Source organism: Leptothoe sp. LEGE 181152, from assembly GCF_032906605.1.
Lineage (GTDB): Bacteria > Cyanobacteriota > Cyanobacteriia > Phormidesmidales > Phormidesmidaceae > Leptothoe > Leptothoe turfae.
In genome coordinates this window covers 64,055-91,053 of sequence record NZ_JASATU010000036.1, presented here as the reverse complement: position 1 = coordinate 91,053, position 26,999 = coordinate 64,055, and the positions used below count along the sequence as shown (strand labels likewise).

The window sequence follows — 26,999 nt, the reverse complement described above, 5'->3', positions numbered from 1 at the left end:
GCTAGTCAGAGGAAGTGGGATAAACCATGGGAGTAAATCTAGGTCGATTTTTTCGAGCGTGTAACCCAAGCAAAACGCTGAATCTCATATCCCCTGATGATGGTAAGTATTACATCGACTTTTCGGAGGTGCGGGGTAGTGACTTGGTGCGAGAGCTAAAGCGCACCATTACCTTTTCAGATCATGAGCCCACCTGTCAGTTGTTTACGGGGCACATTGGCTGTGGCAAGTCCACCGAGTTATCCCGTCTGCGTCAGGAATTGGAAGATGAAGGCTACCATGTGGTTTACTTTGAGTCCACTGATGACCTGGATATGGGAGATGTGGACATCAGCGATATTCTACTAGCCATTGCTAAACAGGTCAGCAAGAGCCTGGAGGATGCACGTCTGCGTCTGACACCCAATAAGTTTCAGAAACTGCTCCAAAGCACGGCTACTTTACTGAATTCTGAAGTGACAGGGCTCAAGGTGAAAATTCCCGAGATCGCTGGCTTCAAGGTGGGCGAAGAGGTGGGTCTGAGCAGTGAAGATGGTAACTATTCCCTGGCCTTTGGCATTGGTGAGCTGACCACGAAAGCAAAAGACAGCAAAGATGTGCGATCCCTACTAAGACAGCATTTAGAGCCCCGCATTAATTCTATTTTGGAGGTGATTAACAGTGAACTGATTGAGACAGCGAATCAGCAGCTGAGTACTCAGGATAAGGCTGGGTTGGTGGTGATCGTTGATAACCTGGACCGCATTGATAATAAACCCCGTGGCCAGGGGCGTCGTCAGCCAGAATATCTATTTGTTGACCGTGGTGACCAGCTCAAGAAACTGCGCTGCCATGTGGTGTATACCGTGCCGCTAGTGCTGTCTTTTTCTAATGAGCAGGAGAACCTGACCAATCGGTTTGGTAGTGCGCCTCAAGTATTGCCCATGGTCCGTACCCAAAACCGAGATGGCAGTCCTTGCGAAGCCGGTATTAGTGCCCTCCGACAAATGCTGCTGGCTCGGGCATTTCCAGACCTATCGGCTCAGGAACGGTTAGCTAGAGTTGGTGAGCTGTTTGACTCGCTAGAAACTCTAGACCGACTATGCCTTGCTAGCGGTGGTCATGTGCGAAATTTACTTGTATTAATTAACTACTGCTTAAAAAAAGCCGATCCACCTTTTACCAGGGAGTTGCTGGACCGGGTGATTAGTCTTCGACTCAGCGATTTAACCAAGGCCATCGACTTTGAGGAATGGGGTCTGCTGCGGGAGGTGAATCGCACGAAAACTGTTCGAGGCGAAGGGGAATATCAGTCGCTATTACGCAGCTTATTTGTGTTTGAATATCGGGATGCTGGACAAACCTGGTTTGCGCTCAACCCAGTTTTACTCAATGCTGAGGAACTAAAGTCTGATGCCTGAGGTGCCATCACCGCAAAATCAAGAAGCTTTGGAAGAACTTTGTCGTCTACTGCGGTTTTCCCAAGGTGAATTTGCGTTGATTTTGGCAGTATGCAACTCCACGCTTCACCGTCAGGAGCTGATTAGTAAGCTACGGCAACAATGTGCTTTTCCGTTTGATGAGATCACTCTGGCTCCAACGGCGACCACACTCTTTACCACGGTTAATGCCTATACCAGGAATGCTGACCCTGATGCTTTGATGGTGTACGGTCTCAATGAGGTGCAGGATTCGGAGCAATTGTTAACTGCCACTAACCAGATTCGTGAAGAGTTTCGTGAGTTTTCGTTTCCCCTGGTACTATGGCTCACTGATAGTGACCTGAAGCATATTATTCGCACTGCACCAGATTTTTATACTTGGGCTAATTCGATTACGTTTGAAACACCGTCGTCCTTTTTTCTAGTATTTATCGATAAATTTATTCAAAATGTATGGCAACAGGTAACGCAGTCCCAGGAGCATCGCTTTCTCACTGTCCGAGACTTAGGTTTTACAGCTAGTTCGGCTAACTACCAAGAATTAGAAACGAGCTTGGCGGCATTGAGTGCTCATAATGTGCAGCTTTCTCCATTTCAGACGGCTGACTTGGAATTTGTGCGTGGACGCATTGCTAATAACAATCTAGATATAGCTCGCCACCACTATGAACATAGCCTGAAGCAATGGAAAAGCTTGATTGCTGAAACAGATCATGCTCTTGAGTGGCAGGAGAAAATGGGGCATGTGCAATTTTATCTAGGGCTGTGGTGGCGCACCCATGCTGAGCGTCACTTGCCTGACTTTGAGCGTGCTTTAAATAATGCTTGTAAATATTTTACTGCGGCTATAGATACGTTCGAAATTGCTCAGCAACCAGAATTAGCTGCCAAATATATCAATTACTTGGCGGAGTCTCTTCATCGTTTGGAACGGTGGTCAGAACTAGAGATCGTGGCGACTAAGGCTAAAAGTCTACATCAACAACAACAGCAGAATACTTTTCGGCTAGCTCGTGCTGGGGGGTTTCTGGCGGAGGTAGCTTTAGCTAGAGGCGACTGGGCTAAGGCTCAAGCCTATGCTGAATCTGCGTTGCGACTAATTCAACCGGCTAATCTTTCTCTAAAAGATAAACAGGATGTTGATTTGTTCAATTGGGTGAATAGTTTTCATCGTAGCTGGTATCTATTTTCGTTAGGGAAAGCCCAGTTTCAACAACGAGAAATTGATACAGCAGTTGCTACGTTAGAAGAAGCCCGTAGTGTGGCTCATCCAGACTACGATCCCAGGTTGTATAGCTTATTGCTAGCACAGTTACAAAAAGGATATTTTCAGCAGGGGCTATATCTACCTGCCTTTGAGACCCGTCGTCAGAGAGATGCTATCGAGAGTCGGTTTAATTATCGTGCATTTGTTGGTGCGGGGCGATTACAGCCAAAACAACAAATGGCAAATCCAGCCTTGCCTTCTGACGAAGTCTTCAAAGATGTCATTGTGGCATCTGGTCGTAAACAGGATGTAAAAGAACTGGTACGACGGCTGGGTCAAGATGAGTATGTTTTGACCATTGTGTACGGTCCATCGGGAGTAGGTAAGAGTTCTCTGATTGAGGCGGGATTGGTGCCTGCATTGGAGCGGGAGCGCATTGAAACTCGTCGGGTGGTGCCCGTGTATCTACGACGATATCGTAACTGGGTTGAGGATCTAGTCCAAACTCTGACGGATATAGATGCTAAAGGAGATTTGTATAGTTCTGGCATTCTTGGTTATGTGCAAGAAGGGTCTGAGGAAGCGGATGAGTCTGTTGCTGCCAGTTCCATACCACCTGAGAAGGTTCTCCGTCGTTTAAAGCATTACACTCAGAAAAATCAGGTATTGGTATTGGTCTTTGACCAGTTTGAAGAATTCTTCTTTGAGTTTGAGCAAACGGCAGAGCGTCGCCCATTTTATGATTTTTTGCGGTCCTGCTTGACGATGCCCTATGTCAAAGTGTTGCTATCGCTGCGGGAAGATTATATTCACTATTTGTTAGAGTGCGATCGCATCACTACTTTAGATATTATCGACAATAATATTCTCGACAAAAAGTGGCTCTACTACATAGGGAATTTTAGCCTTGAGGAAACCCAATCGGTTTTTAAGGATCTGACCTACCCTACCCCCTATAACCCTGAAGATGACCTGATAGAACAGGTGGTTAAAGACTTAGCGGCAGGGGCTGGAGAAGTGCGTCCTATTGAGTTGCAAATTGTTGGAGCGCAGCTACAGACGGAAAACATCACCACTAAGCGAGAGTATCACAATTGGGGGGACCCAAATTTATCGACTAAAGAACTGCTCGTACAGAAATATCTCAATGACGTTTTATACGAATGCGGTCCTAGAGAAAATCAGCAGCTTGCTGAGCTAACGCTGTATTTGCTAACGGATGAGAAAGGAATTCGTCCCCTAAAGACAGAATCTGATTTAGTGGATGATTTACGTAGTTATGGTGAGCAGAAGGCGCTAAAACGCCAGAAAATAAACCTTATTCTCAAGATTCTTACTAAGTCAGGGTTGGTGGTGGAGGTGCCAGAGTTCCCTCAAGAGCGCTACCAGTTAGTGCATGACTATCTGGCAAACTTCATGCGTGAGCAAAAACAGTTTCTGAAAATTGAAAGACTACGTGATGACCTAGCCAGGGAAAGGAAAGAACGAGAACGAGTTGAAAATAGGCTTTCTCGATTTTTTAAAGCCCTGATGATATTTGGCGGAGTAGTGGGTGTTGCCGCTGTTGTGACTAGCATTGTTTTGGCGATACTTTTGGTGAATACACGCGCACTAACTCGTCGAACCAAGGAATCGTCCATTGAACGATTGCTCGATAGTTCGAACACTTTTCATCAAACAGATAAGGGGCAGCTGATGGAACCACTGCTTAAATCGCTGGAGGCTGCGGAAATATTTCGACAGCTGCAATGGGATAAACCAGAGCTCAAGGCACGTATCTCTATTGAGTTACAAAAATCCTTAAGCGAGATTCGGGAGATTAATCGCTTTGGTGGGCATTCCAAATCTGTTCTTGCTGTTGCCTACAGCAATGATGGCACAATGATTGCTTCTGCTGGCGATGATGGCACAATTAATATCCGACAAAAAGATGGGCGTTTGATCAGCAGTATATCTAGAGCCCACACAAAAGGTATTAGAAGTGTTGCCTTCAGTCCTAATAATGAACGGATTGCATCAGCCAGTGACGATCAGACGATCAAAATTTGGGATTTAAATGGCGTATTACTAAAAACACTCACGGGCCATACAGGAGCAGTTAACAGTGTTGTATTTAACCCAGATGCCCAGATGCTGGCCTCAGCCAGTGCTGATAGGACAGTCAAACTTTGGAATGTGAATACTGGTCTTGAAGTACGCACCATGCGCGGACATACATCTTGGGTGAACAGTGTTGATTTTAATCGTGATGGCAATCTCCTGGTTTCAGGGGGGAGTGATCAAACGATTCGGCTTTGGTCCTCAGAGGGTGAAGACTTAGGTCAGATGGCGGGCCATGGGGCTTCAGTTAATCAAGTGGTATTTAGTCCGAATGGCCAGCTGTTGGCTTCTGCTAGCACCGATAGAACCGTTAAACTCTGGACGCTTGATGGCCAGCTGAGGGATAGTCTTGATGGTCATCAAGCTAAGGTTTGGGACGTCAGCTTTAGTGCCGATAGTCAGTTTCTGGTTTCTGCCAGTAGTGACAGAACGATCAGGCTTTGGAACTTACAGGGGCAGCAACTGGATGCCTATCAATCAAGTGATGCTCAAGCCAGCTTTTTTAACGTTAGTTTTAGCCCTAATGAAAACGTATTTGTTTCGGCCAGTGCGGATGAACGGGTCAGCCTATGGGACTTCAGAGCAAAAGATAGAACACTTATTAGTCACACAGAGACACAGGCCACTAGCATTGCATCGGCTAATGTTAACGGTGCTTTTATCTCAGGCTATCGAAATGGCACGATTAAATTTTGGGATGGCAGTGGCAGTTTGGTGAGCATTATTCAAGCCCATAATGGGAGCATTACTGATCTTAGCTACAGCTCTAGGGGAGATTTGATTGTTTCTGCCAGTAATGATGGCACGATTAAGTTGTGGCGTAATACCGGCGAGCTGATCAAAGAATTTGATGGTCACGACAGTTCTGTTTCCAGTGTTGAATTTAATCCGAGAGATGACTCAATCGCCTCAGCAGGTATAAATGGAGAGATTAAGCTCTGGAGTGCTAACGGCGAGCTGGCGCATCACTTTGGTGATAGGGACAGACCCATATCCAGCATTAGCTACAGCCCTAATGGAAAACTGTTAGCGTCGGGTAGTCAAGATGGCACTATTCATCTTTGGGATACAGAAGGCCAACGGCTTAAAACCCTAAGGCGTCACCAGCATGCTATTTCTAACATTCAATTTAATGCCGGAGGGAATCATGTGGCTTCGGCTGACGTTAATGGAACAGTTGCTATTTGGAGCGCTCAGAATGGTAATTTCTTGTTTTCCAGGAGTTACTTGGGGCGGATTACAGATATAACCTATGGTGACAGTGATGAATTACTTATTGTTGCGTCAACGGAGGGTAAGATTCATGTTTGGCATTACCCTACGGATACAACGGTGGCAACATTAAATATTCACCGTAGTGGGTATCCTATTCTCTTGGACTTTGATGTAGATGAGACCACGTTGTTGTCACTGGGGTTGGCTGGTAAGCTCAACCTTTGGAATTTAGATATGGATGAGCTAATGCAGTCGAGCTGTGACTTACTGGCCGAGTATCTGGCTCCTGATGAAGATAGTTCTGGGAATAGTCCCCCTCCTGCCCTTTGCCAGACCTCAGGCTAAGGTTGAAGCAGCAGGGGAATAATCGCAGGAGTTTATGACTGCCCATTAGTAAGGCCCAAACATGGAATTTGCCACTGAAGTGGGATCATCGCCGCAGAAGAAATCGTCAATTAAAACTAAGATTTCGTCCTTGCTGAGAAAACCGTCGCCGTTCATATCCAATTGCTCAAAAGCAAGGGGAGCGTAGGCAGGATGGACATTGTATACCTGGAAAAGCTCGGCCCACTCTTCTGTGCACAGCTGACCGTCGCCATTGGTATCAAACACTTCAAAAATCAGCTTCATTAAGGATTGAACTTCTTTAAAGTATCGGTCTTTGTTACCTAGAACATCATCGTAATAGGTGAGCCACTCCTGCAAGCTGATTTTCTTATCACTATTACTATCAGCACCACTTAATAGAGACTTCCAGGCCTGAAGAAAGCGTTCTTTGAGGGCTAATACCTTAGGCGAACGGGCACCTAGATTTTTAACTTTTGCTAGCTTGGTGGCGATATTTTCAAAATCTTTGCAAACTAAGAACCCATCGCGATCGCAATCATACATACAGAACAGCTTCAGGAGTTTGCGGTTTTGCAGCTCTGTCAACATAGTGTCTATAAATCTCCTAGTAGATGGGTGAGTGATTGCGTGTTAATCCAAGAACCGTAGCATTGGTACGAGAATCATAAATCATTCATTACCCAAAAATCGTTAGCTATAAAATGCTTTACTCTCGTACCTGCTCAACAACCCGCTCTCCATCATCTGACCAGTAAGCATAGGTGCCAGCTGCAAAATCCCACTCGCCGACAAACTGTAACGATGCGCCGGTTTCCGTCCACTCTACGCCATAGCCATCCCGCACAAAGTCCAGCGAGTCGCCCCCATAAAAATTACCCCCGCGATCGTAGATAGCGATGCTGCCGCTCATGTCACTGCCTTGTCCGGGCATCGCTGGAAGAAAGTGATAGAGCTTGGGGTAGGTGATGACTGCTTCGTACTTTCCTGTGGGATCGGATAATCGGTCGTATTCAACCTGCACTAAGGACAGGTAAATGACGGCCCAAATCAGGCTGGAGCCTAGGAGCATCAGACCGTGGATGCTGGCGCTGGTTGCGATCGCAATGCCCACAAAAAGTTTTCGCATTAAAGAGCGCATCTACCTATCTTCTATCCATAACCTGAGAACTGAGAAAAAGATGCACCCTGCTACAGAACAAGACCCAACGGTAGCTTCATGACGTTTCCAAGGAATTTCGCAAGGCAATCGAGCCAATCTACTGGGAGGTGGGGCTGTATATTTTCATTAGGACATGTAATCTAAAGCACCTCCCATTCCCCTCCGCCCATGCACGCTGACTATCTCAAACGTATTCTCAATGCCCGTGTCTATGACGTTGCTCAAGAGACTGCCCTAGAACTGGCTCCCAATTTATCTAAGCGTCTGAGTAATCAGCTACTGCTCAAGCGAGAAGACATGCAGTCAGTCTTTTCCTTTAAATTGCGGGGGGCATACAACAAAATGGCCCAGCTGCCACCGGATAAGCTAGCCCGTGGGGTGATTGCTGCCTCGGCTGGAAACCATGCCCAGGGGGTGGCCTTGGGGGCTCGACGTCTATGCACCCGTGCCATTATCGTCATGCCTGAAACCACACCGGATGTGAAGGTTGATGCAGTTAAAACCCGTGGCGGTGAGGTTGTTCTCCATGGTGAGACCTTTGACGATGCCTATATCCATGCCCGCCAGTTAGAAGCGGAAAAAGGGATGACCTTTATCCATCCCTTCGATGATCCGGATGTGATTGCCGGGCAGGGCACCATTGGCATGGAAATTTTGCGTCAGTACCAGCAGCCCATCCATGCCATTTTTGTCGCCATTGGGGGTGGCGGTCTGATTTCCGGCATTGCGGCCTATGTAAAACGGTTGCGACCGGAAATTAAAATCATCGGCGTCGAGCCCAAGGATGCCGACGCCATGTACCAATCCCTAAAGCTAGGGCAGCGAGTTAAGCTTTCCCAAGTGGGCCTGTTTGCGGATGGTGTAGCCGTTAGCCAGGTGGGGGAAGAAACCTTCTGGCTCTGTCAGCAATATGTGGATGACATTATCCGGGTGGGCACTGATGATACCTGTGCTGCCATTAAAGATGTGTTTGAAGATACACGCTCGATTGTGGAACCGGCGGGAGCGTTGGCCATTGCAGGGGCTAAGGCCTATGTGAAACAAACCGGCATTAAAGATGAAACCCTGGTGGCGGTGGCCTGTGGTGCCAACATGAATTTTGACCGGCTGCGGTTTGTGGCTGAACGGGCAGAGTTGGGAGAACAGCGGGAAGCGATTTTTGCGGTCACCATTCCTGAGCAGTCAGGCAGTCTAAAACGCTTTTGCGATCACATTGGCAAACGCAATCTAACGGAATTTAACTATCGCATTGCTGATAATACTGAGGCCCATATCTTTGTCGGTTTGCAGATTTGCGATCGCAACGACGCCATTGCCATGAAAGAACGGTTTGAGGCCAACGGCTTTAAAACCCTGGACCTCACCGATGATGAACTCACCAAAATGCACCTGCGCCATATGGTGGGTGGGCACTCTAACCTGGCCAAAAACGAACGCCTTTACCGGTTTGAGTTTCCTGAGCGCCCCGGTGCTCTGATGAAGTTTGTCAGCTCCATGAGCCCCAATTGGAATATTAGTCTGTTCCATTACCGCAACAATGGCTCAGACTATGGCCGCATCGTGGTCGGTATGCAGGTGCCACCGGAAGAAATGAATGAATGGCAGGCGTTTCTAGAAACCCTAGGCTATCGCTACTGGGAAGAAAACGATAACCCTGCCTACCAGCTCTTTTTGGGATAGCGACGATAGGCCAAGAGACCCACTAGGGCAATGCTCATGACTAACGCCGGCACCCAAATGGTGGGAATGGTGTGATGCCGCTGGGCAATGGCTACATTTGCCCAGATGAAAACCAGGGTAAAGGGGAGATCTCCCCGTTGCACCAGGGCTAAAACTGCGATTAAATTAGCCACCACAATCATGATGGCTGTCCAAACGGCACCGGACAGCCCCAGTTCTGGTAAGCCGGATGCATAAAGAGCCGATGCTACATTCACCACCGTTGCTACTGAAATCCAGGCTAAGTAAATGCTAATCGGTCCATTGACCCAACGTTTACGGCGACTACTGACCTGGTGCTGGCCCTCTTCCAGTTCGCTGTAGGCGGCAATGAGAGCCGATAAAATAATCACCATGGCCACCACTGACAGCCAGTAGAGCTGTAGTGTAAATAAGTAAATCCAGGCCATCTGAGCTACACAGGCTGTGATCAAACAGTAGTTGATGCGTTGGATCAACAATTGACTTCGATATTTACGCCGAGACTGATACCAGGCATAGGCAATCAGACCGACGTAAATTACCCCCCAGATAATAAAGGCATAGTTGGCGGGGGTAATGAGAACGCCGCCAAGGGGGCCATTGGCCAGGTCGGCAACGGTGTTGCCATCAATGGGGAAAAAATTGGATAGGGTATTGACGGCCAGGGTGCCAAGGATAGCTACCCAGGTTGCGATCGCTAATGTCCTATCTCCAATCAACCCCATCTTTCTGCCTGCAGATTACTCAGTTATTGTGACGTTTCCCAACAATGTTAGCTAGGTACGTCAGACGTAATGACACGTACTTTTTGAGGTCGACAGGGTGATCCGACACAAATATGTTGGGCCGGCATGTCTTTAAAGACACTGCTACGGGCCCCGATCAGGGCATTAGCGCCAATCTTGACCCCCGGTGCGATAAAGCAATCCGTCGCTACCCAGGCTCCATTTTCAATCACAATGGGAGCCGTCATTAAGGCAAAGCAGGGATCGCTAGGGTCATGGCTACCGGTGCACAAATAGGACTTTTGCGAGACAACACAGTGCTGCCCGAGGCGAATAGGAGCCAAGCTATAGAAGGTAACGTCTTCCCCCACCCAGCTATAGTCGCCAATTTCCACTTTCCAGGGATAGGTAAATCGAGCGGATGGACGAATAACTACATCTTTGCCAATTTTTGCCCCGAACAGCCGTAGTAGGGCACACCGTGGCCCATGGGCCGTGTGCAGGGTGAGGGGAAACACAACGGCTTGGACGAGCCACCACACCATGACGACCCACTTCGGACGACCCACTTCGAAGCCCGGCTGATAATAACGCCTCAAATCCACCAAGGATGGGGGGCCAAAGTCAGGCTCAGGGGGGCTAGAGGGGGCAGACAGGGGGTCATGAGATGTCTGGGGGGAGGTTTGGGGCATACCATCAGCCATCAAGCATCACCTAATAAAGCAGCTTGAGGGTTTTCGTTGGGTTCTTTTTGCTCAGAGATGTTCAGGCTGCCACCAAATCTAAGTTCGTAGAGTTTGACACCAATCTGGTATTCATATTGGCTGAGCAACCGGCCATAGATGTAGCCGGGATAGCCATCGAGAAAACCAAGGCGAATAAAGTAAAACAGTACAAAGCGTAGAAATGGCTTGAAGGGTAAGCGCACCCAAATTTTCTTGAGAAATCGCTTGCGCTGAACAGAATCTCCAAAGAGATTGGCCCCAATGGTGCCGTCGTCGCCCATGCCAGTGAGTAAGTTGTAATACACCCGCGCTTCCCAGTTGGAATAACGGTTGTGGCGGGCCAACCAGTGGAACAGATCACGGAAGTCGATGTGGAGCATGTCGTTTTTGAGATAGCCTACATTGCCACTTTCAATAACCACATGCTCATGCACTTCGTTATCACCGGTATTTTGAATTTCCTCGGTGTTTAGATTTTCATAGCGACCTTTAGCATGGCGAAAAAAGCGCATGTTCCAGTCAGGATATTTACCACCGTGGCGAATCCATTTACCCAAAAAGTAAACCCGGCGATTGAGGTAGCAGCCATCTAGTGTGTTCTCTGTAATCACCTCTGCCATCTCTGCCCAAAGTTCTGGGGTGATGCGTTCGTCGCAGTCTACGATGAGTACCCACTCGTTACGGAAGGGGAGATGGTCTAAGGACCAATTTTTTTTCTTTGGCCAGCGTCCATTGAAATCAAACTGAACCACATGGGCACCGTAGGATTCTGAAATCTCAACAGAGCGATCGTCACTGTGGGAGTCCACCACAAATACTTCATCTGCCTGGGCGACGCTTTCTAAACAAGCAGGTAGATTGGCTTCCTCATTTTTGGCAGGAATCAGTACAGAAACAGGGATTTTGGTGGCAGCACTCATGGGTAAATGGAAATCTAAATGAACGGTAGATGGTTGATTAAAACCTGAGCGATTGAGTTCCTAATCTACGTATGACCTACGCTATCGAAATCCTGAAGTAAGGTTTTTATCTAACTAACATCTAACTAATTATGGTGCCAAGCTAGGCGGATGACTTAGCAGGTTTGTAGGGTCTGATTAGGTATCGCAAAACACTGCCCAAATAGCCCAGCTGACCATAGGCATAGGTCAAATTCTCAAACCGTTGTGCTGGGTCGTTAACGTATTTGACGGTCTTGTAAACACCGCGCACAAGGCGTTCCCCACCCCATCGTAATTGAGCTACACCAGCGCGCCCTGATACTTGCTCACGGTAGCATTCGCTAATGCCTTGCCACCAGCTACGGCTTAGGAACCAGCCTGGCTTAAGTCTAGCGGGGGATACATTGTGAGCAGCCAGTGCATCAGGAACATATACAACATCCCAGCCATTTCTAAGCGCTAACTGAGTCATGTGTAATTCTTCGTTGGAAAGCAGATTTTTTCCAACCCGACCAAGGTTGACGTCAAAGCCACCAACGGAATCTAAGAAGGTTTTGCGCAGGGAGTAGTTGAGACCTCGGGGGGTCAGACTCGGGTTTTTGATGTAACGTACCTGATCGCCTAAATCATAGGCCCCTAAGCCACTGGCTAAATCGTCTGACAGCCAGGCGGGGGGATGAACCACGTCGGGGGGCCAGAGGAGGGTGACTTTGCCACCTGCGATCGCAACCTTACTATTTTTCTCATACACCTCTAGCAGGGATGCTAACCACTGAGAACTGGCAACCGCATCATCATCAAGGTAAGCCACAATATCCCCGTTAGCAGCGTTTGCTCCGGTATTACGGGCGGTAGACAGTCCCAATGTGGGCTCGTATACGTAGCGCAACCGAGGGTCCGACAGTCGCATCTGGACGATTTCTGCTGTGGTGTCGGTCGAAGCATTGTCCACTACGATGACTTCGATATCAGGTAGCGTCTGAGTCAACAAACTATCGATGGCTGCTGCCAAGTATTGATCACGATTATGGGTGCAAATAATGGCGGAAATAGATAGCTCAGCCATAAAAATCTTGAATAAAAAGGAAATGTACTGAAATAAGGAGTAAGACTATGTCAGGCACAAACTGCCTACCGCTTAAACTATGCAGTTGTTTGGATTACAAATCGATGGTGAGAATCGATGCAGACAGGCTTTAAAGAGCCATAATGTAGGCTTGCAAGCCTTTAATGAATCTCTTGTTTAATAATAGTTGAGCCATCTAGCTCTGATCAAAATTCCCGCTTTATTGTGAATGTACTCATTAAACTTTACTGAAGTTACGTAATTGAGTCTCAGCTATCAAGTTCTGTTTATCTATTCTTCAAACGTATAAAGCCTTCTCTAATCGGCTATTTACTCGATTTTCCATTTTTTGCTGAGCCATGAACACCTCTATTGATATTGATATTGCCCCCTACATCGACCATTCCCTATTGGTGCCCACTGCCACCTTAGAGCATGTCGATCACTGGTGTGCAGAAGCTCAACGCTTTGGGTTTGCCAGTGTCTGTGTCTATCCAGTGCATGTTCAACGGGCGGTTGAGAACCTGCATGAGAGTTCTATTCCTGTGAGTACCGTGATTGGTTTTCCGACCGGAGCAGAGACGTCAGCTAGCAAGTTGTTTGCTGCCCAAGAAGCGACGGAAAATGGCGCAACTGAAATGGATGTGGTGATTAACCTGGGCTGGGTCAAATCGGGTCAACTAGAACGGCTACATGCAGAATTAGCCCAGATTGTGGAAGCTACGGGGCAGTGTGTAAAAGCCATTTTGGAAATGGCGCTGTTGGACGAAGCTGAGAAAAGAACGACAGCCGATGTCTGTATGGATGCGGGCGTTAGCTTCCTTAAAACTAGTACTGGCTGGCATGGTGGAGCGACTGTAGAAGACGTTCGCTTGCTCAAAGACGTCAGCCGTGGTCGAGTTGGCATCAAAGCCTCTGGTGGTATTCGTACCCCTGATCAGGCACTCATGCTGATTGAATCAGGGGCTACTCGCCTGGGCACATCGCGCGGTCCCGATATTTTGCGGCAGCGGGCCACGAAATCTCAGGGCGCTGGCTAGGCATTTAGCATTTCTTGTGTTGTACTTAAGAACGTCAGGAAAGCTAAATAATTAAGAAAACTGCATATTTTTTTCTGGCAATCTACCCCAACGGTAACTATGTCGGGCACTATTAACTATGATGTAGCACTTCGTGATCGTACATGACTTCCTCTGCTCAATCGACGAGTAATGCGCCATCTCCCATTGCTGCTCTAGCTCTCAAGCTGGTGGGTGGTATTACCATTTTGGCCGCTTTAGTGGATTTTCTGGTGCTACTATTACCGCCAGATTTACTGAACCGTACCTGGCAAATCACAACGACTACCCAGCTAGTTGATCGCGGCATCGTTCCTTTAGTGGGTATTGCCCTACTATTCACTGGCTTTTGGATTGATAGCTATGTCCGTGGTAAGCGCGGTAGTGGCAGCCTGTTTCTAGATGTGCGTTTTTGGACCTGTCTCTTGGCTTGCATCCTAGGTTTGCTATTTGCTGTCCTGGCACCGGTGCATATGAATAATGTGCGGTTGCAGAGCCAGGAAGCGCTGACCCAGGTCTCCACTGAAGCTACTGAAGCCGCTAATCAGTTGGAGCAGCGTCTTAATGTAGAGGTGACTCAGCAACGCGATCGCATCAGCAGCTTATTGAATAATCCAGAACAAATTGATCAGCTGGTGGCTAGCGGTAATGTCACTGCAGAGCAGGCAGCTCAAATTCGTCAGTTTGAGGAAAACCCAGAATCTTTAGATGAGTTTCTCTCTGGTCAAGCCTCTCAACTGCGTACGCGTCTGGAAACAGAAATTGGCACCCGTCGCGAAGAAGCGACTAAGCGGGTGCGGTCGGAGGCAACTAAGGCAAGTATTCGTATCGCCTTAAGTAGCATTTTGTTAGCTGTTGGTTACGCTGGCATTGGCATCAGTGGCATCAGACGTCTGCTGGCCATTTAAATCAGCGGTATTATGAATCGTGTAGAACCCTTCCATGGAAAGGTTCTACACGATTAACCTTCACCAAACGGGTCTTGAAGTTTGGCCACTAGATCGTAGAACGGTTGCCAATTATCTTCAGCAACGATGGGTTCCCAAATTGCTTCAATTTCAGGTCGTAGCAACACAGTTGTTGGATTGTGCTGGCGTAAGCATTGACCTATCTGGGTAATCTCCTCTGACGACAGCGTGGTCAGGCAACTGTGATAGTGAAATCGCCAAGCCTTGAGCAGTGTGGCTGCTTCATCATCAGAGTTTTCAACCGTCGTCTGTAGAATGTGCTCGGGGTCTTCACACCATTGTGGGGAAAACTGGCCCGTTAGCCCCGTGAAAAAGTCGTGATAACTCACCTGTGTTTTTTCTAACAGTTCTAGGGTTAAGCGCAGCAGTTCATCCCCAAGTTCCGGTAGCAGTTCCCCAAAGCCTAACTTGGTTAGCATTTTCTGTTTGTAGGCAGCGTAATAATGATCGCGATAGCGGGCGAGGCCAGTTTCCAAATCTTCGGCAGCCATAATCAGTGCCAGAGGCTTCTGCAACATCCGTAGATTCCATTCGCATACCCGAGGCTGGTTGCCATAGCTGTAGCGACCCATGTAGTCAAAATAGGCCGCTGTAAACCGAGGGTTAAACTCATCCATAAAAGCGTAGGGACCGTAGTCAAAGCTTTCCCCAGTGATCGACATGTTGTCGGTATTGAGTACAGCATGGCAAAAGCCCACCGACATCCACTGGGCTGCCAACTGGGCCACTCGTTGCACGAGTTCGGCATAAAACTGCCCATAGCGCTCCTGTGGATCCTGTATACCCAGCAAATGGGCGTAGTAGACCTCAATCACATGATCGAGTAAGGGAGACATTAGGTCAGCACGTCCCAGATAGTGCAGCCGCTCAAAGGTGCCAAACCGAATGTGAGATTTGCTGAAGCGCACCATGACTGATGACCGAGTTGGTGATGGTTCATCCCCGCGCCATAGGCTTTCACCGGTTTCCACCAAGCTAAAACATCGAGATGTGTTGACTCCAAGCCCATGTAGAGCCTCAGAGGCTAAGATTTCTCGAACGCCACCCTTGAGGGTTAATCGCCCATCTCCATTGCGAGAGTAAGGTGTGGTGCCGGAACCTTTAGTGCCAAAGTCATAGAGTACTTTATCGGTACCTCTCACTTGGCCATAAAGGAAGCCACGGCCATCACCCAGCGCGACGTTGTAGTCACCAAACTGATAGCCGTGGTAGCGCAGGGCCATCAACGGTGAGCGTTGTTGAAACTGCCCGAATGCTTCGATAAAGTCGAAGTCACTGACGTTATCTGGCTCTAGGTTCAACCTTGGTAAGAGGTCATCATTGCGAAACCGCAGAATGTGTTGAGGAAAGCTGGCTGCTACAACAACGTCATAATAGTCATCGCCTAAGGCCTCTAAGGCAGGCTCATAGGTCAAATTTAGAAAAGGATTCTCGGTCACAGAGAAGGGATCAAAAAGTAGGCTTTATTTAGTATCTCTTAAAGCTAAGACTTGCTGGTTAAACCATTGTGCGGCAGTAATGTTGCTGTTGTTTTCTAGCTTGGCAATGGTCTGTTCTAAAAGGGCTATGGGTAAATCCTTTAATGCCTGGGAGGTGTCAGTCAGCTGATATTTACCATCAGACTGTAGTGCAAACGCAAAAACACGGATGCCTCGCACATCGATTACCCAATATTCAGGAATACCAAGCGCGGCATAAAGCTGCTTCTTTTCATCTAAATCACTCGCTAAAGTCGTGTCTGAAATTTCGCCCACCAAATCGGGGGCACGCCATTGATGTAAGTCAATTCTGCGAGGTTGACCAGATTCCCAACGTGGATAGTCATCACCAAGGTATAGGACTAAATCAGGTGCACCAGCCGTGTCTTTATCTTTTTCGATAAGACATCGACCCAGTGAACTAGCTATTTGTTCAGGATGGATACTGAACCAGAAACCCAGAATGATAGTGAATAAGTCGCAAATTGTAGCGTGGGTGATGCCTTCCCAGCCCATTTCGGTGATGAGTAGATAGCCTTGATGAAAAAATAAACGGTACTGATCAGGGGACAAGCTATCTCGATAGCGGACATAGTCACCCCACTGGGCCTGGTACCATTCTGCAAGACTAGACTTATTTTTGGCAGTTAAAACAGCAGACATTGTTATTACCTACGCCACAGTTGCTGGGATCTCTAGCAGAAACCTCAATTAGCTTTCTTTGCTTTTAGTTTCTGTACTGCGTTTCTAAAGCCTAGCACTACAAAAATGTTAGAGAGTGTGAGGAAAATCTCAGCACTGCCGTGGAGCCAGTCCACATTGGCAAGCTCTAGACCGTAAGCTTTCTGAGCATAGATGCCTGCTGGAATAGTCACTGCTACGAAAATGAGCAGCACGTAGAACCCAGTTAATGCCAACTTGGGTGTCTGCCTTGACCTGGTTAAAAAATAAAGAAACCCTAGATAAGGAAATAGGGACATCGCGAACAAGGTTTCTTTAGACACGGGCTTGTCTCCAGATATACCAGGCAGCAGCACAGGCGGTACAGTTACCTACCATGGTCATAGAGGCCTGTAAAATTACCAACCAGCTTAGAGAGGGAGAATTATCGAAAAAATGCCAGGTACAGGCACACATGGCGCTGACCAAGGCCGGTAGCATGCCGAAGGATAACCATTTCCATGCGAGCCAGCCGGTGATATCAGCAAACTGCCAGACAAAATAAATGGCGGCGATCCATTCAATCACGCTGGAGATATGAACCATCCAGGTAGGAATCGAGAGGGCGTGCATAAATCTAGAACGTCAATGGTAGGGGCAACGATAAGGGGCATTCCCTTTTAATTGCTCCAGGTCAAAATGGTTAATGAAGGTGGGCTATTGCCTACCTGTCTGGGCATCGCCTTGTGGGTGCCCTGGGATAACCACGAGCTCTAGTCTAAAGTAGATTCGGCAGACAGTTAAGGGAACAGCGTGCATGCGGGCAGTGTTGTGTGGCTACTATGGCATGGGCAATGGCGGCGATGAGGCGCTGTTAGCAACGTTGCTACAGCTATTGCCGCCGTCTGTCACCCCCATTGTTCTCTCCGGTAATCCCCAGGAAACGGCTCAACGCTATGGTGTTGAAGCGGTGCCAAGAAAATCGTTGTCGGCGGTGTGGTCGGCTCTAAAAAGTTCTCAGGCATTTATTTGGGGCGGGGGCAGTTTAATGCAGGATGCCACCAGTGCTATCAATCCGCTGTACTACGGTGGTTTGATGATACTGGCGCAGTGGCTGGGGCTGCGTACCATTGCTTGGGGCCAGGGAATGGGGCCTTTAAAGCGACGTAGCAGTCAATGGATTACCCGCTGGGCTCTGAAGAATTGTGATGGGATTAGTGTGCGAGACAGTGCTTCTGCCCAACTGCTGGCCGATTGGAGAATTAACTGTCAGCTAGCCCCAGATCCTGTCTGGGCACTCAAGTCTAGCCCCTTAGCAGGATTTGCGGATTTACCTGCACCTCGAATTGCTGTTGTGCTGCGGGGCCATGCTCAGCTGACACCGGAACGACTGACAAATTTAACAAAAGCCATTGCAGACTTTCAGGCAGCAACCCAAACCTGTGTTGTGTTATTGCCCTTTCAACCGGTTAAGGATGGTGCGATCGCAACCCATATTGCCCAACATCTGAACGGTCCCCACAAGATTATCCAAGTGGCCGATCCGGTGCAGCTCAAAGGCGTCTTTCGCGGGATTGAAATGGCCATTGCCATGCGGTTTCACGGTGTTGTTATGGCCGTTGCCGAGGGCTGTCGCTGTTTTGCCATTAGCTATGACCCTAAGGTCACCCAGATTATGCAAGAACTGTCGCTACCGGGCTGGGGACTTTCCCCTAACGACCCGTTGCCACTCATCCCTGACCATGCCCACACCATGACTCAGCAGTGGTTAGACCATTATGCCAATGGTGATGGCTTAAGTGATGTACAGGTTCGTGCCCATGTTGATCGTGCTTTAATACACAGCACCTTATTGGCGCAAACCCTTGTTGAGGATATTGATCATGTAGGATGAAACGTACTTTCGTGTAACTTTTTAATACATTTTAACGATTGAGAAATTCCTTGAATGTACTGATTTATTGGTAATTCCTGGTAGGAACTTGTGCTCAATCAAATTTTCTGTGTTAACACTGTGGGGAGATTGGCGTAATATGCCATCGTTATCCGCTTTGCTATTGCGGCGCTTTGAAACATAATGTTTAATTTCGCCAGATCAAACGATAGTTTTCCTGATAACGGGAACACTCCCCGTGACGTTTCGTCGCATGGGGCACAGTTACCTGTTGAAAATTCAGATAACAATAGCTGGCAGACCGTCCATTTCCCAGGTACGGTCATTATCGATGAAATTCCAGGGACTACCCCTAATTTGCAAACTAACGCTATGGATTCTTCTAGCACACTCCCAGGTAACAGTATTTCTGAAACCGCTACTGAGCAGACTGGTCATCAGCGTGAGGCCGAACTGCTTAATTTGGTGCGGGACCTAAATGAGTGCAACGATGTACTGCTGGCTAAGGTATCTCAGTTAGAAGAATCTCTGGAGCGATCGCAAGCTGCCCTCCAGGCTGAGATTGATCGTGCCCCTGACGTAAACCGTGTGGGTGATCGTGAAATTGTACAATTAGTCACTGAACTAGAACAAAGCAACCAGTCATTGCAGCATCACCAGATGCTAAACGAAACCCTACAGACAGAGTTGGCTGCCTATCGAGAGCGGACAGCCCAGTTAGAAGCCGAGCATAACACCCTACTTAGGCAAAATACTGAGCAGTCTCAGGAATTATTGCAGGCCAATACAAACTGTCGAGATTTGAGAGCGCGGCTCCAGAGGCAGCAGCGCTACACACTGCAATTCAAAGCCGCCCTTGAAAAGTGTTTGAGTATGTCTACAGAGGCATCCAATAGTTCTGTCGCACCGCTTGATGTATCAAACCTGGCCATGCCCAAAGCAGACGAAATTCGCCCTTGGGAGTCTACATTAGGCCATGGCAAGTTAGATCCTCAGCTTGAGTCCTTGATTCGGGGAGCGCAAGGCAGACCTCAGGTTACCGTTCAGACCCCTGAGATCATGTTAGATGCTCAGAGGGTTGAAACCAGATTAGCAACTGAGGCCGAAGATCAGCTGTGGCATGACTTAGCCAGAGTAATGGGTCCCGATGAAGTTGCCCCAGCAGCTGAGGGACAAACCCTTCCCATGGAAACTGAAGAGTCTCCTCAGTTTACTGAACCCTCTCAGTTTACTGAACCCTCTCCTTGGGCTAAAGAGCCTCAGGAAACTAACGACTCTGTTATGGCAGATAACTTAGGGGATGCTACAACAATTTCCTCCCAGTTATCTCCGCAGGCCAGTGAAATCCTGGCTCGTGTACAAGCTTCGCGTACAGGGGGATTGACTGATACTTATCTGCCTGTAATGTCTGCCCAGGGTACTCCATCACCTTTAGTCAATCCATTGAAGCCCCAGAAACGAATTACGTCCTTATCTGCGATTGATCTACCAAACTTTCCTCGTCTAAAAAAACAACCTCCTACAGCGCAAGCTTAAGGGAAAATTTAACCGCAATTCCCAAAATTAAAAACTTTTTCTTGGTCAACTTAGGTTAGACTTTGTTAACTTCTGGTCAATATGTGTGAGGAACAGGTAGCTATTCCTTGCAAATGCTAGTTCGCAGGTGCGTCTGAACTGATCTGTCGGTATTAGTTGATAAATATTCCTGCGATTTGCCTGAGCCCATCGGGTAGAGTTTGCATCTTACCTATTAATAAAATATGAGCCCGTCATCTTTAAAAACTGTTTTAGAAAGCTCTTCTCCAGATAAGTCTGTGAGCGAAGCGCATATAGCCACTGCGATTATCCATGTGATTGAGACTGCTCGCTCTCAAGGTCAAAGCCTGGATGATGTTATTACTGAACTAATGGCTGACGATGCCTTGTTAGATAGAAAAAGTCGCCATCTGCTGGGAGACATCCTGACCCAAGCTTGGAATACTCTTTGAGAAGAGTATTTAAGTTGAGAAGATTGTTGTGGGATGAGTCAAAATGCTTAGACAGTAGTCCTAGGCAGTGATAGACGTAATAATAACGGCATCAGCTGGAATTGCCTCCCTCGCTGATGCCGTTGCTAATATGAATCCAAATAGAAGCTACAGACAGCTTTGGCTGAACTAGCCATCAATGTCGCCTACACCTACGGCCATTTGTAAAACCATAGGCTCACCACCGGTTTGGTGATACTTGTCAGCCCATTTTCGTAAGAGTAAATCCAATTCATCAAGGGCCTGTTGACGATTCTCTGCGGGGATATCAAGAGACTCCAAGACCCTCATGGTGCCATCTTTACGGGCAACCCATTCTCGCATGATGCGAAAATAACGGGCTGTATCCTCAATCATGGTGTAAGTTCTTTCAGCATCATCTGTCGGAATATACGACGCCCGAGCTAATGCATAAAAGGGCATACCCCATGGAGAATCAATGCGAGTGACCGTACCAGAGTAAAGTAAGCGACGGCGGATATGTTCTGCTAAGGCTTCACTCAGCGGCAGCTGTCGACCATTGGGAACAGATTCTTGAGAACGAGCATGGAGAAACTCAATTAGCTCAGCAAACTGAAATGAGGTTATGAGTTGCGCCTCTGGTAGATTGGACGGCAGCTTTTGCTCGATTTGGGCTTTTTCTTCTGATGTTAGGTTAGTGCCTACTAGCCTAGAGCGCCCTGGTTCCCAGGGATATTTTTCGAGCCAGACGTAGGGAAATTGAATTAAATAGCGGGGTTCTTGAGCACCCAACATCTTTAACAATTTACCTTCGCTTAAAGCCTGCCGTACTTCTTCTACGATGGCTTTAACACGTTTGGGTTCAATATGGTGTAAATGCCCCGTCATGCGCAGGTTTTGGCCCTGCTCTATATAAGTCGTGTAGATTGCACACTTGGCTGCGGTCGCTGCCGCATCTAGGAACGCACCGTGGCGATGACCGCCAGTACGCATAGCACTGAATGCCAAGTACATCATGATCTGATCAATGGCACTGGGTTCCAGGCGTTTAATCAGATCTGCATCAGCAGTCATCGGTGATTGAACATTGGTCATGGACGCTTAGGGATAGACACACGCTGATATAGCGAATGGAAATCTACGTAGTGGAACTAGGCTACCTTAAAGAAGCACCAATAATTCTTGATTTGTTTAATCAGACAGAGGAACTTCAACATTGATAGCTAATTTCCTCACTAGCTCGTAACGGTTAGCGTAAAACTTTTTCTGATTAATATCTATAGTGTTTTGTGTGGCCTTTTGCTGAAAAAGTTGGTTAGGGGCCATAAAACTATCCTCTAAGCAACTAAACGACCACTGCCACGGTACGCTTGGTCAATGGTTTCGTTCATAATACGACCGCTACCGCGATAAGATTGGTCGGTTGTAACTCGGCCACTGCCACGGTCAACTTGAGTATTTGTGATCCGACCACTGCCACGGTCAGCTTGGGCAATCGTGATCCGACCGCTGCCACGGTCAGCTTGGGCAATCGTGATCCGGCCACTGCCACGGTCAGCTTGGGTATTTGTGATTCGTCCACTGCCACGGTCAACTTGGGTATTTGTGATTCGTCCACTGCCACGGTCAGCTTGAGCTGTTGTGATTCGTCCACTGCCACGGTCAACTAACTGCGAGCTAGAAGTAATAGATAGTCCTAGTAAGCTGCAAAGGCTGATGGTAGTAGCAACTGACATTACCGATAGAGAAATTCTCATGGGTCAGAAAATGAGTAGTATTGCTACTTTCTGATTACATGGAATTGACAAATAACTCAGGAAAAACTACGTGAAAAAAGTGTGGGTGGTAACACCGATTTTTAGTACTGTGTGTTACACATCGTCCACTGATTGGATAGCTTTGACTAAAATCCAGGCACCACCCAGATTATGAATGCCGAAAACCTTAACGTTGCTGCCAGCAGTGACCTGCATTAGTTGCATTGCTGCTTGGGGAGAGATAGCGACAAGGCTAATGGTTTCAGTATCCCTAAGCAGCTGATGACTATGGTCTTTACCCCGTTGATAATGGCCGTAGAAAATATGGTTACCAGACGTGAAATTCTGGCTCGATGTTCTTGAAGAGTCTGTAAAGCCACTTGCGGGATATGCCGTTGGGGTATCTAGAAATGTTGTTTGTTGATTGAGCCAATGTTCGTCTTGAGGCAATAGGTCAAAGCAGGGGATAAGCATGGCAGGGGCTTGAGGGTCCCGTAGCAGAGTGTACTGTAGGTGCTTTACGGGCAGTTCCCTGGGTTGGCATGGATGCTGGATGCATAGGGCGGCAGCTGCCCCAGCAGCTTGTCCTATGCCTAAGACAATGGGCTGGAGACGGGTGGCTCCGTTGGCAATATGAGTGACGGAAATGTTTTTGTCGCACGCTAAGAGCCCATCAACAGTAGCTGGCACCAGGGCTCGGTAAGGAATAGTAAAGGGTGTTCCTGTCCAGCGGCCTCCCCAACCAATAGCTTTGGGGGCAAGGGGCATCTTGAAGCCAGGATAATGGTGGTCGTTGGGATAGTTGCCGATTGCGATCGCATCCACCACACCCTCTTCATTCACTGGCAACGGAGCCACCTGACTACCCGGCACTGGCAAAATATCTCGCTCGCTCACGGTCGTTAGCCCCACCAGTCGCCGACTCTCACGGTAGTAAGGATAAAGGGCAAACCCACCGCCGCCGGGGGTGCCTTCCAGCTCAGGGAAGACATGCTCGGCTAAACCATAGCGTTGCCCTAGTTGAGCCTGAATAAAACGAGCAAACTCCTGGCTGTGGTTCTTGGCCTCCTGCCAATAGTCATAACGCGTCGTCTCTGGCTCAATCAGGCGCTCCAGGCCCACACCGTAGTCATTTCCCTGCTGGGGCCAGTTGATCATAAAGCGATTGCCTGGCAGCCGCCCATAGTTGAGAAACTGCTCTGGACCATAGCCCTCCCAGGCCCCGACAAACGAGGCTTGGGAGCCAGTTGAGGGAATCAGTGGCGCGGTTTCACCTGTGCCGTAGTCCTGCATTACGACGACCCAGGTGGGGGCTTGCACCGGGTATTGCTGAATGGCAGGAAACAATGGATCAGCAGGATCGGTGAGAGAGTTAGGTGCACTAGGTTCCTGCCACTGCTCCTGCGATTCCCACCCCCAACGATAGGGGATGTTTCCCAAGGCCAGTAAATCTCCCAGCTCAGTGCCATCGATTGTGATTTGGGCTTCTACGGAAAACGGGTCAAATACCACTCCAGTGACCCGGTTGCCTGACCGCAATACTTCTCGAGGGTGGTGGCCCCAACGCCAGGTCAAATTGGGCAGAGCGGCTACCCAGTCGGCAAAAATGCTCGCGCCCACCGCTGGTTCATAGGTGAAGAAGCTCACCCAGCCATTGTGTAAGCCCCCTGGTTGACGTTGTTCCAGCTCTCTCAGAAACGCTCCCCACAGACCCGTTTGAAATGCGGCTAGCTCATTGCCATCGGGTGCGGTGACTCCAGCAGCGGTGAGCATGCCGCCCAACCAGGGCCATTCGCTCACTAACAATACCTGTGCACCTAACCGGGCCGCTTGGATGGCCGCCGCAGTACCGCCCGTGCCGCCGCCGACTACGAGGACTTCAGTTTTAAGATTTTCCATCACACCCTGAGTTTTAAGTTCTTCTACAAATAAGGTGTGACATCCTCGCCCAGGTCATCGGCTAGATGAGACAGGGCCCGAAATCTTAGCCCCACTAGCTGTTCGTAAAGTGGGTTGAGCTTACACATGGGCGGAATGTGTACCACCTTTTTGCCAAATAGGGTGACATCGCGCTCAAAGGGGCACTGGGATGGGATCATTTTGCAGACAAAGCGGGCCAGACGCGGGTCTTGGACTTCTAGCTGGTCCAGCCACTCGCGCATAGGCTTAAGCGGATCAGGGCCGGTTTTGGGAGTGGGGGGCTGTAGGGGACTGGCAGCAGCGGCGACGGGGGTGGCTTTATCTTTTTTATCTTTGATCAGACTGGTGCCAGGTTGAACCTCTTCCTTGATCTGACGCAGGTTGTAGAGGGTTGATTGCAGGGTCTGTAGGATGGCTGTATCGAGATTGAGGGCCTGGCAGAACTCCATAAGGACTTTATCTTCGGCGGCGGAGTAGATGCCGTCTGCGATCGCAACCATCACCGCCATTCGCAAAAAGTTTTCCGCAGCGCCTGGATTTGGCTTGAGGACAGTTGCTAGATCTGCTGGTGTAATGGGCTCAAAGGTTTCAAAATCCAGACCTGGGGCAAAATCCTCATCCATCATAGTGTGGATCAGCTCTTGCTCTTGAGCATCAAACTCACCATCGGCCCAGGCAATCGCCAACAGCCCTCGCAACCAGGCTTTAATCTGTTCTTCAGTGTAGAGAGAATCCTTCAATGTAGAAGACATAGCCAGCCTCGAAAAACATCAAATGTCTGCCGGGGAGAGCAACCCTGCCCCAACAGCTACGGAAGAGCGGGCAACTTGGACGACAGCTGAGCCAACTCCGATCCAGTTTTACCAGTAAATACCCATAGAATTGAGCGACCTCCATCACGAAAGCTGCGGAGCAATGGCTCTGGTGGACGTTCAGAAGCTACGGGTAAAGGCTTGTAATGAATGCCGCGACTACCTAACACGATGGTGGCGATGGTATTTGCCCGTCGCATGTGGTAGTCCGATGTAATTAAATAAACGCTTTTGATTCCCAGCCGTTCAAAATCATCAACTAACGTCGTAAAGTTAGTCACCGTATCCACGGCTCGATAGTCCAAATGCAGCCTTTCTAGGGATACCTGAGATTCTTGAAATACCCAAGTGGCGTATTCAGGATTGGCCCCCGATGAAATCCATACGTCTATGTCAGGATGATCATTGGCGAATTCAGCCGCAAACTCTTCCCGATGAGTGTCCCCCCCTAAGACCAGCGCAACCGTTGGTGACGATAGGCGACCGCGTATGTGCCATTGACCAAGCCAGAGTCCTGTTGCTAAGAGCAGCAAGGACGCCAGAGTTAAGCGACGATTTTTGCGACGCATTTTAGGCACTGATGGGTTCCTCAAAAAGGGGTGGACGAGCTGAAATAGTAAGGCTGAACTATCGATAAGTAGGTGATGATAACTGATAATTCCTCATTCTAAAGGAGGCTACCATGCCCGTTTGGGAAAATGTGCGCTTGTTTTAACAATGGGTTGCCCTCATCCCCAGCCCCTTCTCCCTCGGGGAGAAAATCAGCCCTCATCCCCCGGCCCCTTCTCCCCAGGGAGAAGGGGAGATAGGGGTTTAGCAAGATTTACCTGGGTAAAATGCATCTCCGTTCTCAAAATCCCCTCCTCGGGGAGAGGGATTTAGGGTGAGGCCCCGGGCATGTTAGCCCCATGACTGATCTAGACCTTTCTCTTTTATCAGGCCGTAACCGTCGGATTCCTGAAATATTGCTACAGCGTGCACGTGAGCTGCGGCTGCGGCAGACTACGGCAGAATGTATTTTATGGGAATGTTTGCGATCGCGTCGATTACACGGTTTTAAATTTCGACGTCAGCACAATATCGGTCGCTTTATTGCTGACTTCTATTGCCATGAGGCAAAGCTGGTGATCGAGTTGGATGGCCTAGTTCATAAACGACAGCCAGAAAAGGATGCAGAACGCGATGCATGGATGCAGGCTTGCGGGTTGAAGGTGTTACGGTTCGAGAATAGACGGGTATTTGATGATATCGAGGGGGTATTGGAGGAGATTGGGCGATGTTTGCCGGGGTGAATTTGTGGCCTAGGGATTGGCCCTCATCCCCCAGCCCCTTTTCCCCGAGGGAGAAGGGGGTTAGCAAGATTTACCGGGGTCAAACCTATCTCCGTTCTCAAAGTCCCTCTCCCCGGGGAGAGGGATTTAGGGTGAGGGCTCAATCCTCCGTTCCAAACATCCACTTCCATCACTTCGGCTTACACCTCACCTCGATTTCAAAACTGCCCTCTGCCGAGCCCTGCGCCAAAACCGGTAACCCCGTCGACCCGGCAATCTTAATGCCAAATTTCAGCGTAATTTCCTCCACCTCAGCGCCAGCCACCCCTTTGAATGCACCAAGGGCATAATTGGCATAGCTCTTCAGCGTGCCATGGATGTCTGCGAGCTTCGCCTGAACCTCAGTGCTAACGCCCATGGCTTCGTATTCGTCATCATCGCTGGTCTGTGACGGCGTATCTATAGCGTCATCGGCTTCAAAATACATGGTGTAGGCAGTGCCAGATTCATCTTCCAAGACGAGGCGATTCACATCAGTCATCGGTTTTTAGGGTGTGCTGAAAACATCGGTTATGTTAAGGGTGC

At 48.6% G+C, this 26,999-nt stretch carries 25 protein-coding genes; 9 read left to right on the top strand and 16 right to left on the bottom strand.

What is annotated here, in order from left to right:
- Window positions 1–26 precede the first annotated feature (26 nt).
- The gene (locus QGP82_RS20220; RefSeq protein ID WP_499060790.1) at window positions 27–1,400 is read left to right on the top strand and encodes a P-loop NTPase fold protein; all 1,374 of its coding nucleotides are present in this window, start codon (window positions 27–29) and stop codon (window positions 1,398–1,400) included.
- Window positions 1,393–6,288 (top strand): WD40 domain-containing protein, encoded by a 4,896-nt coding sequence (locus QGP82_RS20215; RefSeq protein ID WP_499060789.1) that lies wholly within the window; start codon window positions 1,393–1,395, stop codon window positions 6,286–6,288. Before QGP82_RS20220 ends, QGP82_RS20215 begins: the two co-directional genes overlap by 8 nt.
- 45 nt (window positions 6,289–6,333) lie before the next feature.
- Here QGP82_RS20215 and QGP82_RS20210 read toward each other — a convergent pair whose 3' ends face one another.
- Together QGP82_RS20210 and QGP82_RS20205 are read right to left on the bottom strand one after the other, a co-directional pair.
- Window positions 6,334–6,879 carry an EF-hand domain-containing protein gene (locus tag QGP82_RS20210; RefSeq protein WP_163661435.1) on the bottom strand — a complete coding sequence of 182 codons (546 nt, stop codon included), beginning with the start codon at window positions 6,877–6,879 and terminating at the stop codon, window positions 6,334–6,336.
- Between the two features lie 118 nt (window positions 6,880–6,997).
- A complete protein-coding gene (locus tag QGP82_RS20205) occupies window positions 6,998–7,417 on the bottom strand; it encodes a hypothetical protein (RefSeq protein ID WP_163661434.1) in 420 nt (139 codons plus the stop codon).
- 201 nt (window positions 7,418–7,618) lie between these two features.
- Here QGP82_RS20205 and ilvA point away from each other — a divergent pair, with 201 nt between their 5' ends.
- Window positions 7,619–9,130 carry a threonine ammonia-lyase, biosynthetic gene (gene ilvA, locus QGP82_RS20200; protein ID WP_163661432.1) on the top strand — a complete coding sequence of 504 codons (1,512 nt, stop codon included), beginning with the start codon at window positions 7,619–7,621 and terminating at the stop codon, window positions 9,128–9,130.
- On the opposite strand, the gene QGP82_RS20195 is transcribed toward ilvA, so the two are convergent.
- The 4 genes from QGP82_RS20195 to QGP82_RS20180 form a co-directional block, all read right to left on the bottom strand.
- Complete coding sequence (locus QGP82_RS20195) at window positions 9,109–9,876, bottom strand: TspO-related membrane protein (RefSeq protein WP_163661430.1); 768 nt, start codon at window positions 9,874–9,876, stop codon at window positions 9,109–9,111. The genes ilvA and QGP82_RS20195 overlap by 22 nt on opposite strands.
- Window positions 9,877–9,923: 47 nt before the next feature.
- Window positions 9,924–10,580, bottom strand: coding sequence for a hormogonium polysaccharide biosynthesis acetyltransferase HpsU (hpsU, locus tag QGP82_RS20190; RefSeq protein WP_250564744.1), 657 nt, complete (start codon window positions 10,578–10,580; stop codon window positions 9,924–9,926).
- A complete protein-coding gene (locus tag QGP82_RS20185) occupies window positions 10,580–11,521 on the bottom strand; it encodes a glycosyltransferase family 2 protein (protein ID WP_163661428.1) in 942 nt (313 codons plus the stop codon). Before QGP82_RS20185 ends, hpsU begins: the two co-directional genes overlap by 1 nt.
- Before the next feature lie 142 nt (window positions 11,522–11,663).
- Window positions 11,664–12,608 (bottom strand): glycosyltransferase family 2 protein, encoded by a 945-nt coding sequence (locus tag QGP82_RS20180; protein WP_163661426.1) that lies wholly within the window; start codon window positions 12,606–12,608, stop codon window positions 11,664–11,666.
- Between the two features lie 359 nt (window positions 12,609–12,967).
- Between QGP82_RS20180 and deoC the strand changes: the two genes are divergently transcribed.
- Window positions 12,968–13,648: a deoxyribose-phosphate aldolase gene (gene deoC, locus QGP82_RS20175; protein WP_499060788.1), complete on the top strand. Its 681-nt coding sequence runs from the start codon at window positions 12,968–12,970 to the stop codon at window positions 13,646–13,648.
- Window positions 13,649–13,791: 143 nt separating this feature from the next.
- A complete protein-coding gene (gene hpsJ-B, locus QGP82_RS20170) occupies window positions 13,792–14,574 on the top strand; it encodes a hormogonium polysaccharide biosynthesis protein HpsJ (protein ID WP_163661422.1) in 783 nt (260 codons plus the stop codon).
- A gap of 53 nt (window positions 14,575–14,627) precedes the next feature.
- Here hpsJ-B and QGP82_RS20165 read toward each other — a convergent pair whose 3' ends face one another.
- From QGP82_RS20165 to QGP82_RS20150, 4 genes are read right to left on the bottom strand one after another with little or no spacing between them, the layout of a single operon-like run.
- Complete coding sequence (locus QGP82_RS20165) at window positions 14,628–16,073, bottom strand: protein adenylyltransferase SelO (RefSeq protein WP_163696215.1); 1,446 nt, start codon at window positions 16,071–16,073, stop codon at window positions 14,628–14,630.
- Between the two features lie 24 nt (window positions 16,074–16,097).
- A complete protein-coding gene (locus QGP82_RS20160; RefSeq protein WP_163661418.1) occupies window positions 16,098–16,775 on the bottom strand; it encodes a Uma2 family endonuclease in 678 nt (225 codons plus the stop codon).
- A 44-nt stretch (window positions 16,776–16,819) separates the two neighbouring features.
- Entirely contained in the window at window positions 16,820–17,116 is a 297-nt protein-coding gene (locus QGP82_RS20155; protein ID WP_163661416.1) for a DUF3593 domain-containing protein, read from the bottom strand.
- Complete coding sequence (locus QGP82_RS20150; protein ID WP_163661414.1) at window positions 17,109–17,405, bottom strand: DUF2499 domain-containing protein; 297 nt, start codon at window positions 17,403–17,405, stop codon at window positions 17,109–17,111. Before QGP82_RS20150 ends, QGP82_RS20155 begins: the two co-directional genes overlap by 8 nt.
- Window positions 17,406–17,589: 184 nt before the next feature.
- Between QGP82_RS20150 and csaB the strand changes: the two genes are divergently transcribed.
- The 3 genes from csaB to QGP82_RS20135 all read left to right on the top strand — a co-directional run bounded on the left by csaB (window position 17,590) and on the right by QGP82_RS20135 (window position 20,654).
- Window positions 17,590–18,666 (top strand): polysaccharide pyruvyl transferase CsaB, encoded by a 1,077-nt coding sequence (gene csaB / locus QGP82_RS20145; RefSeq protein ID WP_499060787.1) that lies wholly within the window; start codon window positions 17,590–17,592, stop codon window positions 18,664–18,666.
- A gap of 183 nt (window positions 18,667–18,849) precedes the next feature.
- Window positions 18,850–20,202, top strand: coding sequence for a hypothetical protein (locus tag QGP82_RS20140; protein ID WP_163661411.1), 1,353 nt, complete (start codon window positions 18,850–18,852; stop codon window positions 20,200–20,202).
- Between the two features lie 224 nt (window positions 20,203–20,426).
- On the top strand, window positions 20,427–20,654 hold the full coding sequence (locus tag QGP82_RS20135; RefSeq protein WP_163661409.1) for a hypothetical protein: 228 nt from the start codon (window positions 20,427–20,429) through the stop codon (window positions 20,652–20,654).
- A gap of 168 nt (window positions 20,655–20,822) precedes the next feature.
- Here the strand turns inward: QGP82_RS20135 and hetR are convergent, their stop codons facing one another.
- The 5 genes from hetR to QGP82_RS20110 form a co-directional block, all read right to left on the bottom strand.
- Window positions 20,823–21,728: a heterocyst differentiation master regulator HetR gene (gene hetR / locus QGP82_RS20130; protein ID WP_036020477.1), complete on the bottom strand. Its 906-nt coding sequence runs from the start codon at window positions 21,726–21,728 to the stop codon at window positions 20,823–20,825.
- 263 nt (window positions 21,729–21,991) lie between these two features.
- Window positions 21,992–22,390, bottom strand: a complete 399-nt coding sequence (locus QGP82_RS20125) for a hypothetical protein (RefSeq protein ID WP_499060786.1) — start codon at window positions 22,388–22,390, stop codon at window positions 21,992–21,994.
- Between the two features lie 135 nt (window positions 22,391–22,525).
- Window positions 22,526–24,310: an FAD-dependent oxidoreductase gene (locus QGP82_RS20120; protein WP_499060785.1), complete on the bottom strand. Its 1,785-nt coding sequence runs from the start codon at window positions 24,308–24,310 to the stop codon at window positions 22,526–22,528.
- Between the two features lie 23 nt (window positions 24,311–24,333).
- Window positions 24,334–25,083, bottom strand: coding sequence for a DUF533 domain-containing protein (locus QGP82_RS20115; RefSeq protein WP_163671149.1), 750 nt, complete (start codon window positions 25,081–25,083; stop codon window positions 24,334–24,336).
- Between the two features lie 56 nt (window positions 25,084–25,139).
- On the bottom strand, window positions 25,140–25,712 hold the full coding sequence (locus QGP82_RS20110; protein ID WP_499060796.1) for a YdcF family protein: 573 nt from the start codon (window positions 25,710–25,712) through the stop codon (window positions 25,140–25,142).
- A gap of 339 nt (window positions 25,713–26,051) precedes the next feature.
- Here QGP82_RS20110 and QGP82_RS20105 point away from each other — a divergent pair, with 339 nt between their 5' ends.
- Complete coding sequence (locus QGP82_RS20105) at window positions 26,052–26,435, top strand: endonuclease domain-containing protein (RefSeq protein ID WP_499060784.1); 384 nt, start codon at window positions 26,052–26,054, stop codon at window positions 26,433–26,435.
- 169 nt (window positions 26,436–26,604) lie between these two features.
- Here the strand turns inward: QGP82_RS20105 and QGP82_RS20100 are convergent, their stop codons facing one another.
- Window positions 26,605–26,955: a CU044_2847 family protein gene (locus QGP82_RS20100; RefSeq protein ID WP_163671152.1), complete on the bottom strand. Its 351-nt coding sequence runs from the start codon at window positions 26,953–26,955 to the stop codon at window positions 26,605–26,607.
- Window positions 26,956–26,999: the final 44 nt, after the last annotated feature.

What these genes read in the sequence shown, in the direction of transcription:
- hpsJ-B (WP_163661422.1), top strand. Translation starts at nt 13,792, where the DNA reads ATGACTTCCTCTGCTCAATCGACGAGTAATGCGCCATCTCCCATTGCT.
- deoC (WP_499060788.1), top strand. Translation starts at nt 12,968, where the DNA reads ATGAACACCTCTATTGATATTGATATTGCCCCCTACATCGACCATTCC.
- ilvA (WP_163661432.1), top strand. Translation starts at nt 7,619, where the DNA reads ATGCACGCTGACTATCTCAAACGTATTCTCAATGCCCGTGTCTATGAC.
- QGP82_RS20210 (WP_163661435.1), bottom strand. Translation starts at nt 6,879, where the DNA reads ATGTTGACAGAGCTGCAAAACCGCAAACTCCTGAAGCTGTTCTGTATG.
- QGP82_RS20140 (WP_163661411.1), top strand. Translation starts at nt 18,850, where the DNA reads ATGTTTAATTTCGCCAGATCAAACGATAGTTTTCCTGATAACGGGAAC.
- QGP82_RS20110 (WP_499060796.1), bottom strand. Translation starts at nt 25,712, where the DNA reads ATGCGTCGCAAAAATCGTCGCTTAACTCTGGCGTCCTTGCTGCTCTTA.
- hpsU (WP_250564744.1), bottom strand. Translation starts at nt 10,580, where the DNA reads ATGGCTGATGGTATGCCCCAAACCTCCCCCCAGACATCTCATGACCCC.
- QGP82_RS20185 (WP_163661428.1), bottom strand. Translation starts at nt 11,521, where the DNA reads ATGAGTGCTGCCACCAAAATCCCTGTTTCTGTACTGATTCCTGCCAAA.
- QGP82_RS20150 (WP_163661414.1), bottom strand. Translation starts at nt 17,405, where the DNA reads ATGCACGCCCTCTCGATTCCTACCTGGATGGTTCATATCTCCAGCGTG.
- QGP82_RS20160 (WP_163661418.1), bottom strand. Translation starts at nt 16,775, where the DNA reads ATGTCTGCTGTTTTAACTGCCAAAAATAAGTCTAGTCTTGCAGAATGG.
- QGP82_RS20135 (WP_163661409.1), top strand. Translation starts at nt 20,427, where the DNA reads ATGAGCCCGTCATCTTTAAAAACTGTTTTAGAAAGCTCTTCTCCAGAT.
- QGP82_RS20105 (WP_499060784.1), top strand. Translation starts at nt 26,052, where the DNA reads ATGACTGATCTAGACCTTTCTCTTTTATCAGGCCGTAACCGTCGGATT.
- QGP82_RS20180 (WP_163661426.1), bottom strand. Translation starts at nt 12,608, where the DNA reads ATGGCTGAGCTATCTATTTCCGCCATTATTTGCACCCATAATCGTGAT.
- QGP82_RS20205 (WP_163661434.1), bottom strand. Translation starts at nt 7,417, where the DNA reads ATGCGAAAACTTTTTGTGGGCATTGCGATCGCAACCAGCGCCAGCATC.
- QGP82_RS20195 (WP_163661430.1), bottom strand. Translation starts at nt 9,876, where the DNA reads ATGGGGTTGATTGGAGATAGGACATTAGCGATCGCAACCTGGGTAGCT.
- QGP82_RS20120 (WP_499060785.1), bottom strand. Translation starts at nt 24,310, where the DNA reads ATGGAAAATCTTAAAACTGAAGTCCTCGTAGTCGGCGGCGGCACGGGC.
- QGP82_RS20215 (WP_499060789.1), top strand. Translation starts at nt 1,393, where the DNA reads ATGCCTGAGGTGCCATCACCGCAAAATCAAGAAGCTTTGGAAGAACTT.
- QGP82_RS20115 (WP_163671149.1), bottom strand. Translation starts at nt 25,083, where the DNA reads ATGTCTTCTACATTGAAGGATTCTCTCTACACTGAAGAACAGATTAAA.
- hetR (WP_036020477.1), bottom strand. Translation starts at nt 21,728, where the DNA reads ATGACTGCTGATGCAGATCTGATTAAACGCCTGGAACCCAGTGCCATT.
- QGP82_RS20100 (WP_163671152.1), bottom strand. Translation starts at nt 26,955, where the DNA reads ATGACTGATGTGAATCGCCTCGTCTTGGAAGATGAATCTGGCACTGCC.
- csaB (WP_499060787.1), top strand. Translation starts at nt 17,590, where the DNA reads ATGCGGGCAGTGTTGTGTGGCTACTATGGCATGGGCAATGGCGGCGAT.
- QGP82_RS20125 (WP_499060786.1), bottom strand. Translation starts at nt 22,390, where the DNA reads ATGTCAGTTGCTACTACCATCAGCCTTTGCAGCTTACTAGGACTATCT.
- QGP82_RS20220 (WP_499060790.1), top strand. Translation starts at nt 27, where the DNA reads ATGGGAGTAAATCTAGGTCGATTTTTTCGAGCGTGTAACCCAAGCAAA.